Source organism: Micromonospora deserti (assembly GCF_003236335.1).
In the GTDB taxonomy this organism is placed as follows: Bacteria; Actinomycetota; Actinomycetes; order Mycobacteriales; family Micromonosporaceae; genus Micromonospora; species Micromonospora deserti.
Window position 1 is genome coordinate 1 of sequence record NZ_POUB01000222.1, and the last position, 10099, is coordinate 10099.

General features: G+C 75.8%; 9 protein-coding genes. 3 read left to right on the top strand and 6 right to left on the bottom strand.

Annotation, left to right across the window (positions count from 1 at the left end):
• Positions 1 to 9: 9 nt before the first annotated feature.
• Together C1I99_RS24160 and pknB are read right to left on the bottom strand one after the other, a co-directional pair.
• Positions 10 to 894 (bottom strand): deoxyribonuclease IV, encoded by an 885-nt coding sequence (locus tag C1I99_RS24160; RefSeq protein WP_111136496.1) that lies wholly within the window; start codon positions 892 to 894, stop codon positions 10 to 12.
• Complete coding sequence (gene pknB / locus C1I99_RS24165) at positions 885 to 2867, bottom strand: Stk1 family PASTA domain-containing Ser/Thr kinase (RefSeq protein ID WP_111136497.1); 1983 nt, start codon at positions 2865 to 2867, stop codon at positions 885 to 887. The genes C1I99_RS24160 and pknB overlap by 10 nt, the downstream gene beginning before the upstream one ends.
• A 188-nt stretch (positions 2868 to 3055) precedes the next feature.
• On the opposite strand from pknB, the gene C1I99_RS24170 reads away from it, so the two are divergent.
• Positions 3056 to 3448, top strand: coding sequence for an Rv2175c family DNA-binding protein (locus C1I99_RS24170; RefSeq protein ID WP_111136498.1), 393 nt, complete (start codon positions 3056 to 3058; stop codon positions 3446 to 3448).
• A 112-nt stretch (positions 3449 to 3560) separates the two neighbouring features.
• On the opposite strand, the gene C1I99_RS24175 is transcribed toward C1I99_RS24170, so the two are convergent.
• Positions 3561 to 4643, bottom strand: coding sequence for a polyprenyl synthetase family protein (locus tag C1I99_RS24175; RefSeq protein ID WP_111136499.1), 1083 nt, complete (start codon positions 4641 to 4643; stop codon positions 3561 to 3563).
• Positions 4644 to 4914: 271 nt separating this feature from the next.
• Between C1I99_RS24175 and metF the strand changes: the two genes are divergently transcribed.
• A complete protein-coding gene (gene metF, locus C1I99_RS24180; protein WP_111136500.1) occupies positions 4915 to 5832 on the top strand; it encodes a methylenetetrahydrofolate reductase [NAD(P)H] in 918 nt (305 codons plus the stop codon).
• A 44-nt stretch (positions 5833 to 5876) separates the two neighbouring features.
• On the top strand, positions 5877 to 6566 hold the full coding sequence (locus tag C1I99_RS24185; RefSeq protein ID WP_111136501.1) for a CDP-alcohol phosphatidyltransferase family protein: 690 nt from the start codon (positions 5877 to 5879) through the stop codon (positions 6564 to 6566).
• A gap of 17 nt (positions 6567 to 6583) precedes the next feature.
• Here C1I99_RS24185 and C1I99_RS24190 read toward each other — a convergent pair whose 3' ends face one another.
• Genes C1I99_RS24190 through C1I99_RS24200 form a run of 3 tightly spaced genes read right to left on the bottom strand, consistent with a single transcriptional unit; the run spans position 6584 to position 10069 of the window.
• On the bottom strand, positions 6584 to 8068 hold the full coding sequence (locus tag C1I99_RS24190) for a phytoene desaturase family protein (RefSeq protein ID WP_111136502.1): 1485 nt from the start codon (positions 8066 to 8068) through the stop codon (positions 6584 to 6586).
• Between the two features lie 10 nt (positions 8069 to 8078).
• Entirely contained in the window at positions 8079 to 9206 is a 1128-nt protein-coding gene (locus C1I99_RS24195) for a glycosyltransferase family 2 protein (RefSeq protein ID WP_111136503.1), read from the bottom strand.
• Entirely contained in the window at positions 9203 to 10069 is an 867-nt protein-coding gene (locus C1I99_RS24200) for a carotenoid biosynthesis protein (RefSeq protein ID WP_111136504.1), read from the bottom strand. Before C1I99_RS24200 ends, C1I99_RS24195 begins: the two co-directional genes overlap by 4 nt.
• Between the last annotated feature and the right edge of the window lie 30 nt (positions 10070 to 10099).

The following is a 10099-nucleotide window of genomic DNA, read 5'->3' on the forward strand; positions in this document are numbered from 1 at the left end:
GGGTGGGGATCAGGGGCGGAGGCGTTTGAGGGTGGCGATGTCTGCGGCGTGGCCGACGTGCTTCTCGGTGGGGGTCTCCACCACGACCGGCACGCCGGCGGTGGCCGGGTGTGTCATCAGCTCGGCGAACGCGGGCTCGCCGATGGCGCCCTTGCCGACGTTCTCGTGCCGGTCCCGGGTCGAACCGCAGAGATCCTTCGAGTCGTTCGCGTGCACCAGCCGCAGCCGGCCCGCCCCGACGGTGGCGACCAGGGTGTCCAGGGTCGCCGTCATGCCTCCCTCGGCGGCCAGGTCGTGCCCGGCGGCCCAGGCGTGGCAGGTGTCGAAGCAGACGCCGAGCCAGGGGTGCCGGTCCACCGCGTCCAGGTAGGGTCCGAGCTGCTCGACGCGGGAGGCGAGCGACCGGCCGCCGCCGGCGCTCGGCTCGACCAGCAGCATCGGCCCGCCCGCCGCGGCGGCGGAGTCCAGCAGCGGCAGCAGCGTCTCGCGGACCTGCCGCATCGCCGCGTCGGCGTACCCGGCGTCCACCGCGCTGCCGGCGTGGAAGACCACCCCCCGGGCGCCGATCGCCGCGCCCCGGCCCAGCGCGTGGGCCAGGGTCTGCGCCGACCGTTCGACGGTGGCGGCGGTCGGGGAGCCGAGGTTGACCAGCAGCGACGCGTGGATGAAGACCGGTACGCCCCGCTCGGCGCAGCCGTCCCGGAACAGCACGTCCTGTGCCGGGTCGCCCGGCGGCAGCGCCCAGCCCCGCGAGTTGGAGACGTACACCTGCACGACCTCGGAAGCGGCCGCGTCGGTGTACGGCAGGGCCGCGCGCGCCAGCCCTCCGGAGGTGGGCGTGTGCGCGCCGACCGGCTGGTACGCCTCGGGCCGGCCCGCCGCCGTCACAGACATCCGAGCGTCACCTGGGTGCCCGGCGGGACCTGGGAGTTCTCGCCCGGGTTCTGGAACCGGACGGTGCCGTTCGGATTGAACTGCACCGCCACCGGGAAGCCCTGACTCTCCAGCAACTGCTTGGCCTGCAGGCAGGGCAGGTCGACGACCCGGGGCACCACCACCAGCGGCGGGCCCTTGCTGACCTCCAGCTTGACCTCTGCGCCCTTCTCCAGGCCGGCGCCGTCGGCAGGGCTCTGCCCGAGGATCTCGTCCTTGGGCTTGTCGGAGTCCTTGTAGGTCTCCACCGCGACCAGGCCCAGCTGGGCCAGGGCCGTCCGGGCCTCGGCGAGGTTCTTGCCGACCAGGTTCGGCACGGTGATGGGAGCCCGGCCCTTGCTCAGGATGACGGTCACTTTGTCGCCTGGCTTGACCTCGGTGCCGGGCTTCGGGTTGGTGTCCACCACCACGCCGGCCGGCAGGTTGTCGTCGTAGCGGGCGGTGCCCTTGGCCACCTCCAGCTTCACGTTGGTCAGATCCGCCTCGGCCAGCTCGAACTCCTTGCCCACCACGTCCGGCACCGGGAAGCGTTCCGGGCCCAGCGAGAGGGTGAGCGTGATGGTGCCGCCCTTGACGATCCGGGAGGCGGAGACCGGAACCTGCGCCAGGACGGCGTCCTTCGGGACCTTCTCGTCGTAGCGCGGATCGGCGTAGGCCAGGGTGAAGCCGGCGCGGGCGGCCTGCGCCTCGGCGTCGGCCTTGCTCAGCGTCACCAGCTGCGGCGCGGCCGTGTAGCGCCCCACCCCGAACCACCAGCCGCCCACGGCGGCCACCAGACCCAGCACCACCACCGCGGCGGCGACCGCCATCCGGCCCCGCGGGTCGCCCATCAGCAGGGTGCGCAGCGCGGTCAGCCGGGACCGCGCACCGACCCCCTCCTCCGGGGCCCGGCGCCGGCCCGCCCGCTGGCCGCCGCCGGAGGGCAGCCGCGCCCAGGCCGGCCGCTCGGCCGGCCGGACCGCCGCGACGACCATCGTCGGCTGTGACACCGGCGGCTCGTCGGGCACCCGGCGCAGCACCGCCGTGTGCGTGTTGGGGCTACCCAGGTCGTCCCGGGCCACCTGCACCTCGGCCAGCAGGGCGCCGGCGTCGGTCGGGCGGGCCCCGGGGTCGCGCCGGGTGGCCCGGGCGACCAGGTCGTCGAGGACCTTGGGCAGCCCGGGCACCAGCGTCGACGGGGCCGGGACGTCCCGGTCGACGTGCTGCCAGGCGACGTCGACGGGGCGGTCGCCGTCGTAGGGCACCCGACCGGTGAGCATCTCGAACAGCACGATGCCGGCCGAGTAGACATCGGTGCGCGGGTCGGCGCGCCCCTCGGTGACCAGTTCCGGGGCGACGTACGCCACGGTGGCCATCAGCTGGCCGCCCTGCTCGTCGTCGGCGCTCGCCTCGACGGCCCGGGCCAGCCCGAAGTCGGCGACCTTGACCACGCTGTCGACCAGATTGGCCGCGCCGCCGGTGGGCGCCTCGGCGACCAGGACGTTCTCCGGCTTGACGTCGCGGTGCACCAGCCCCGCCCGGTGTGCGGCGGCGATCGCGGCGAGCATCTGCTCGGCGATGGCCAGCGCCTCGTCCGGGTTAAGCCGGCGCCGCTCGGCGAGCACGTCGCGCAGCGTGCGGCCGCGGACGTACTCCATCACCAGGTAGGGCAGGCCGGCGTGGGTGCCCTGGTCGTAGACCGCCACCACGTTGGGGTGGGTCAGCCGGGCGATGGTCTTCGCCTCGTCGGTGAACCGCTCGAGGAAGCCCGCCAGGCGGGCCCGGGCCTCCGGGGCCTGGGTCGGATGAATGATCTTGACGGCCACCGTGCGCTCCAGACGCTCGTCGGTGGCGGTGTACACGGTCGCCATGCCGCCACGAGCCACGCGACCGCGGATGCGGTAGCGCCCGTCGATCAGCGAGCCCAGCAACGTGTCGGCGACCTGTGTGTCCATCGGCAGGCAGTCTATGTGTCCGGAGGGTGAAGGCAGAACAGGATGCTACAGGTCGGTGGCCGGCAACCTGGGCGCGGCCGCGCTCCGGCGCCCCGGCGTACCTGCTCAGCGGGCCCGGGCGGGCGTCGCGACGGCGTCCACCGGGGTGCCGTCGAACCCGAGCGCCGGCGACGTGGCAGGGTGGTCGGGTGACCGACTCCGTACCCGCAGACCGGGCCGTACCCGGCGCCGAACCCGCCGGACCCGCCGAGGCGGCCGGCTGGCTGACCCTGCCGGACGTCGCCGAGCGCCTCGACGTGTCGATCAGCAAGGTCCACCAGATGATCCGCGACCGGGAGCTGATCGCGGTGCGCCGCGACGGCGTCCGCCGGGTCCCGGCCGACCTGGTGGCCAACCGCACCGTGCTCAAGCACCTGCCCGGCGTGCTCAACCTGCTCGCCGACGCCGGCTACGACGACGAGGCCGCGCTGCGCTGGCTCTTCGAACCGGACGACACCCTGCCCGGCGCCACCCCGGCCGCCGCCCTCGCCGGGGACCAGGCCCGCGAGGTCAAGCGCCGCGCCCAGGCCCTCGGCTTCTGACCTCCGCACTCAGCCGCCGGGGATCTCCCCGTTGGTCATGAGGTGGACGGCGTCTCGATCTTCGCAGGCCCCGCCCACCTCGTGATCGACGGAGGGGGAGCGGGACCCCGGGTCAGTCGGCGCGGCGGGTGGCGGCGATGGCCAGGTCGACCAGGGCCTGGCGGGCCTCGGTGTCCAGGTCGACGGTGGTCAGCGCGGCCAGTGCCGCGTCGGTCAGCGTGACGATCCGCTGCTCGGTGCGGGCCAGCGCACCGCTTCCCGTGATCAGCTCCCGCAGCCGCGCGACCCCCGCCTCGTCCAGCTCCGGGTCGCCGAGGCCGTCGAGCAGCAGCGCACGGCCCGCCTCGTCGGCCGTTTCCAGGGCCGCCGCCACCAGGTAGGTCCGCTTGCCCTCGCGCAGGTCGTCGCCGGCCGGCTTGCCGGTCTGGGCCGGGTCGCCAAAGACCCCCAGCACGTCGTCGCGGAGCTGGAACGCCTCGCCCAGCGGCAGGCCGTACGCCGAGTACGCGGTCCGTACGTCCGCCGACGCGTCCGCCAGCGCGGCGCCGAGCAGCAGCGGGCGCTCGACCGTGTACTTCGCCGACTTGTAGCGGGCCACCTTGCTGGCCCGCTCCACCGAGGTGTCGCCGGTGACCTGGGCCAGTACGTCGAGGTACTGCCCGACGGTGACCTCGGTGCGCATCCCGTCGAAGACCGGCCGGGCGCGGGCCACCGTCCGCGGGTCCAGCCCGGCGGAGTGCAGCAGTTCGTCCGACCAGACCAGGCAGAGATCGCCGAGCAGGATCGCCGCCGCGTCGCCGAAGCCGTCGGGGTTGCCGCCCCAGCCGGCCGAGCGGTGCCGGGCGGCGAACCGCCGGTGCACCGCCGGCTCGCCGCGCCGGGTGTCCGAGCGGTCCATCAGGTCGTCATGGATCAAGGCGCTGGCCTGCACGAACTCCAGCGCGGCCAGCGCGGTCACCACGTGGTCGCTGTCCACCCCACCGGCCCCGCGGAACCCCCAGTAGGCGAACGCCGGTCGCAGCCGCTTGCCGCCGCCGAGCACGAACGCCTCGATCGCCTCGGCGACCGGGACCAGAGCGTCGTCGACGCCGGTCATCCAGGTGCGCTGGGTGGCCAGGAACTCGGCGAGGGCCTTGTCGATCCGTTGACGCAGCCCGGCACGGTCGACGGGGGAAACGGGAGCAGCGTGGGTCACGCCACGACGCTAGCCGGTCGGCGCCGCCCTCGTCCCACCACCGGGTGCCCGACGCGCCGCGCGGCCCCGGCAGCCCGCCCTCGGCCGGCCCGCTCCCGCGCTGCCCGATGAGTACCCCAGGGGTACGACCCTTCCCGGTCACCGCCGGCCCGCCGTACGCCTCCGGGTGGGCTGACGGCCGGCGCCGGCGCCGCCGTCGCGGGCCCGGGCGGCGTCCCACCGGCGTGGGAAGGTCATGGGTGTGGCGTGTGCCGCCCGCTAGAGTCGTGGGGTGGCCCTCGGTCTTCCCTCGGTCCTTCCCAACCCGCAGCCGGCGATCGGGGAGCTGATCCGCGACTGTCAGCCGACCTTCTCCTTCGAGTTCTTCCCGCCCAAGACCGACCAGGGTGAGCGGCTGCTCTGGCAGGCGATCCGCGAGTTGGAGTCGCTGCGCCCGTCGTTCGTCTCGATCACCTACGGTGCCGGCGGGTCGACCCGGGACACCACGGTCGCGGTCACCGAGCGGATCGCCACCGAGACCACGCTGCTGCCGATGGCCCACCTCACCGCCGTCAACCACTCGGTGGCCGAGCTGCGGCACGTCATCGGCCGGCTCGCCGGGGTCGGGGTGCGCAACGTGCTCGCGGTGCGGGGCGACCCGCCGGGCAACCCCGGCGGCGAGTGGGTGCGCCACCCCGACGGCGTGCTCTACGCCGAGGACCTGGTCCGGCTGGTGCGCGACGCGGGTGACTTCAGCGTCGGCGTGGCCGCCTTCCCGTACAAGCACCCGCGCTCGCCCGACGTGGCCAGCGACACGAAGTACTTCGTGCGCAAGTGCCGGGCCGGCGCGGAGTTCGCGATCACGCAGATGTTCTTCGACGCCGACGACTACCTCCGCCTGCGGGACCGGGTCGCCGCCGCCGGCTGCGACACCCCGATCCTGGCCGGGGTGATGCCGGTGACCCAGATCGGCACCATCGAGCGGTCGGTGCAGCTGTCCGGCGCGCCGTTCCCGGCGGCGCTCGCCGAGCGGTTCGAGAAGGTCGCCGACGACCCGGAGGCGGTGCGCCGGCTCGGCGTCGAGCAGGCCAGCGAGATGTGCCGCCGGCTGCTCGACGAGGGCGTGCCGGGGATCCACTTCATCACCCTCAACCGCTCCACCGCCACCCGCGAGGTCTGGCAGAACCTCCAGGCCGGCGCGCGGGTGTGAGCGTACGTGCCGCGACACCTGATCCGCGCCGCGACGGTTGATCGGTGGTGGGCACACAGCTGAACTGGGACGAGTACGCCACGGCCTGGGCGCGGCTGCACGGGGGATTCGACCCGCGGGCGGCGGCGCCAGCCGTCCGCGCCTGGCTGCGGATGGCCTACCACGTCGGGTACGTGCTGGGCCGGCTGCGGGTCGGCCCGACCGCGGTGACGGTGGTCGGGGTGCTGCTCTGCGCCTGCGTGCCGCTGTTCGCCGTACGGCCGCAGGACGGCCCGTTCCTCGGGGCGCTGTTCGTGCTGCTCGCCGCCGTGGCGGACAGCGTCGACGGCGCGGTGGCGGTGGCCACCAACCGCACCACCCGGCTCGGTTACGTCTACGACTCCCTGGCCGACCGGCTCGGTGAGGTCGCCTGGCTGGCCGCGTTCTGGCTGGTCGGCGCGCCGGGGGTGCTGGTCGCCGCCGGCGGTGCGCTCTCCTGGCTGCACGAGTACGTCCGGGCTCGGGCGGTCGCCGCCGGCATGCGGGAGATCGGCGCGGTGACCGTGGGGGAGCGCCCCACCCGGGTCTCGGTGGCCCTGGTCGGGCTGCTGCTCGCCGGCCTGACCGGCCTGATCGAGCCGGACCTGGCCGCCGGCACGATCACCATGGCCGCCGCCGTCTGGGTGCTGCTGGCCGGCTTCGGTCTGGGGCAGCTCCTCGCCGCGGTCCGCCGCACCCTGATCGACGCCGGCTGACCGGCCTGGCGCCCGGCCTACCAGGCGGGGCCGATCTCGTCGGCGACGATCTGCGCGGAGAGGGTGACCATCGGCAGGCCGCCGCCGGGATGGCTGGAGCCGCCGACCAGCCACAGCCCGCGCGCCGGGCCCCGGTTGGCCGGGCGCAGCAGGCCGCCGGCGGTGCCGTAGATCGACCCGCCCGGGGCGCCCGTCGCGGCGTCCAGGTCGGCCGGGGTGCGGATCTGGCGGAACAGCAGCCGGTCCCGCACGTCGACCCCGCGCTCGGCCAGCACGTCCAGGACCCGGTCCGCGTACGCCTCGGCGAGCCCGGGGCGGCGCCAGTCGACCGCGCCGGCGGCGGTGCCCTGCCGGGCGGCGTTGACCAGCACGAACCACGCCTCGTGCCCGGCCGGGCGGATCATCGGGTCGTCGGCGACGGTGACGAAGACCGTCGGGTCGGGCGCCGGGCGGGCCCGCACGCCGCGCCCGGGGTGACCGAAGACCGCGTCGAACTCGGCGTCGTGGTCGCCGGGGAAGAAGACGCTGTGGTGGGCCAGCCCCGAGTCGCCGCTGACGCCGAGCAGCAGCACGAACCCGGCCAGGCTGCGGTCGGTGAGCCCGGCCAGCCGGCGCGGGTGGGGCAGCAGGTCCCGGTAGACGGTGAGCGCGTCGACGTTGGCCACCACCACGTCGGCGGGCACCGGCGCGGCCACCCCGGCCAGGCGTACGCCGTGCACCCGCCCGCCCGCGGCGTCGATCCGGGTGACCGTGGCGCCGGTCTGCACCACCACGCCGAGGTCCAGGCAGCGGGTCAGCAGCGCGTCGGCGAGCGTGCCCAGTCCGCCGCGCAGGTACCAGCCGCCGAAGGCGAGTTCGGCGTACGGAACGGCGACCAGCGCGGCCGGCGCCCGGCGCGGGTCGGCGCCGGTGTAGGTGGCGTACCGGTCGAGCAGCATCCGCAGCCGGGGGTCGGACAGGTGCGCGCGGCCCAGCCCCCGCAGGGTGCGGCCCGGACCGATGGCGGCAAGGTCACCGAGCCGCCAGGCCAGCGCGGCCAGGTCGCGCGGGGAGTCGATGCTGCGGCGCAGCACGTGCCGGTGCGAGGCGTCCCACACCCGGGCGGCGCGGTGCCACAGCCGCTGCCAGTCGGCGGCGGCCCGGTCACCGAGTGCCGCGCCGATCCGGGCGGCGAACTCGGCCGGGTCGGCGCACGAGTCGAGCGTCATGCCGCCGGGGAAGACGTGCCGCACGATCGGGTCCAGCGGCATCAGGTCGAGGAACTCGTCGAGTTTCGCGCCGGTCGCCTCGAACAGGTCGTGGAAGACCGCGGGCAGGGTGAGCAGGCTCGGCCCGGTGTCGAAGTGGAACGAGCCGGCCGGGGTGTCGTGGACGTACCGGCCGAGCTTGCCGCCCACCGTGTCGGCCCGTTCCAGGACGGTGACCTCGTGCCCGGTGGCGGCCAGCCGGGCGGCGGTGGCCAGCCCACCCACCCCGGCGCCGACGACCACGATCCGCGCCATGCCGCGCCTCCTAGCTGACCGGGCGGCCCCGCCAGGTCAGCCGGCGCCGCTTCCGCAGATGGTACGACCGCAGGGTCAGCCAACCGAGGACCGCGACCGACACGGGGTGTGCCAGCGCGTCGGGCCACCACCGGCCGCCGGTCGCCCGGCCGGTGACCACCCGCCCGGCCACCCCGAGCAGGTAGGTGGCCAGCGCGGCGGCGGCCACCGCCGGCGTGCCGGCGGCCAGCGCGCCGAGCGCCACGAGCGGGGGAGCGGTGTAGAGCAGGAGCAGCAGCGCCAGCACCGCGGCCGCCGCCCCGGGGTGGCCGAACGAGGCCCAGAGCGACTTCGAGTAGCCGTCGCGCAGCTGGGCCCAGTCGGCGTACATCCGGCAGGTGGCCAGCCGGGAGCCGTCGGCGAGGGCGATCCGGCCGCCGGCCCGCTTGACCGCGCGGGCCAGCTCGATGTCCTCCAGGATCCGGTCGGCCACCGCGGCGTGCCCGCCGGCCCGCTCGTAGCCGGCCCGGTCGAGCACCATGAACTGCCCGCCGGCGGCGGCCAGCGACGGCCGCGCCGAGCGCTCCATCGCCCGCAGCGGCAGGAAGGTCAGCCACAACCACTGCAGCAGCGGCTGGACCAGCCGGTCCGCCACCGTCGCCACCAGGATCCGGGGATACGGCGACAGCAGCGCCACCCGCGCGGCGCGCAGTTCGGTGACCGCCGCCGCCACCGCGTGCGGGGTGAGCACCACGTCGGCGTCGACGAAGACCAGGACGGTGGCCGCCGGGTCGGCCCGGGTGGCCAGCTGCCAGCAGGCGTGCGGCTTGCCCAGCCAGCCCGGTGGCGGGGCGGCCCCGGCCAGCAGGGTGACCCGGGGGTCGTCGCCGGCCAGCGCGCGGACCACCTCGGCGGTGCCGTCGGTGGACCCGTCGTCGAGCACCACCACCCGCAGCCGCGGCACGCCCCGCTGGGCGAGCAACGCGCCCAGGCAGGGGGCGACCCGCTGCGCCTCGTCGCGCAGCGGCAGCAGCACCGCCACGGTCTCCGTGACCTGCGCCGGCCGGTCGGCCGGGCGGCGCAGCCAGCGCCCGGCGTTGACCAGCGTGTGCCCGGTCAGCGCGGCGGCGGCGAGTAGCAGCGCGAGCACGCCGGTCATGTTGCCGCGTCGACGCCGGGGCGCCGTGGCTGGCGCAGCGCCCGCCGGTCGTCGTCAGGACGGCGGGCGCGCAGGAGCGCCACCGCCAGCGGCACCGCGGTCACCGACATGCCGAGCGCCCCCCACAGCGCCGAGGCCGGCAGGTCGAGGAAGACCGCGTGGGCCAGCACGCTGGAGCCGTACGTCCACAGGTAGAGCGCGAGCATCGGGGCGTCCCGCGTGCCGGTGGTGGCGACGGCCGGCCCGGCCAGCGGGCGCAGCACGCTCATCAGCAGCACCGCGAAGAGCAGCCAGCCCAGGTAGTTGCTGACCGGGACGCCGGGCAGGCCGGGCAGCGCCGGCGTGGCGTCGCGCCACACCCAGTAGCCCTCGGCGACCATCTGCGGGTCGAGGAAGAGGTCCCAGCTGGCCAGCCCCAGCGCGGCCAGCGCGATCCGCCGTGCGGTGCGCCCGCGGCCCGCCGCTCCCGCCGGCGAGCCCGCACCGGCGCCCGGCCCCCGGGTGAGCCGGGTCGCGGCCAGCCAGGCCGGCCAGGCCATCCAGGTCCAGGCGAGGGGGATGACCAGCGGTACCCCGGCCAGCTTCGGCCCCAGTTCCCCCGCGTAGTCGTAGCTGCCGAACGGGAAGCCGGTGGCCACGCCGAGCGCCTCGACGGCGAACCCGCCGCCGGTGGCCACCGCGACCAGCGCCACCGCCGTACGCGGGCCGCGGCTGAGCAGCGCGTGGCCGACCGAGAGCAGCCAGCCGAGCACGACGGTGACCACGGTCAGCCGGGCCCGGGTCGTCCCGGTGGCCAGCGGGTAGCAGATCTGCGCCAGCACCAGCACGGCCAGCGGCACCCAGCTGAGCCGCTGCCGGATCATGCCGAGGTTGGGGGCGGGGCGGGTGCCGGG

What these genes read in the sequence shown, in the direction of transcription:
- C1I99_RS24160 (WP_111136496.1), bottom strand. Translation starts at nt 894, where the DNA reads ATGTCTGTGACGGCGGCGGGCCGGCCCGAGGCGTACCAGCCGGTCGGC.
- pknB (WP_111136497.1), bottom strand. Translation starts at nt 2,867, where the DNA reads ATGGACACACAGGTCGCCGACACGTTGCTGGGCTCGCTGATCGACGGG.
- C1I99_RS24190 (WP_111136502.1), bottom strand. Translation starts at nt 8,068, where the DNA reads ATGGCGCGGATCGTGGTCGTCGGCGCCGGGGTGGGTGGGCTGGCCACC.
- C1I99_RS24195 (WP_111136503.1), bottom strand. Translation starts at nt 9,206, where the DNA reads ATGACCGGCGTGCTCGCGCTGCTACTCGCCGCCGCCGCGCTGACCGGG.
- C1I99_RS24200 (WP_111136504.1), bottom strand. Translation starts at nt 10,069, where the DNA reads ATGATCCGGCAGCGGCTCAGCTGGGTGCCGCTGGCCGTGCTGGTGCTG.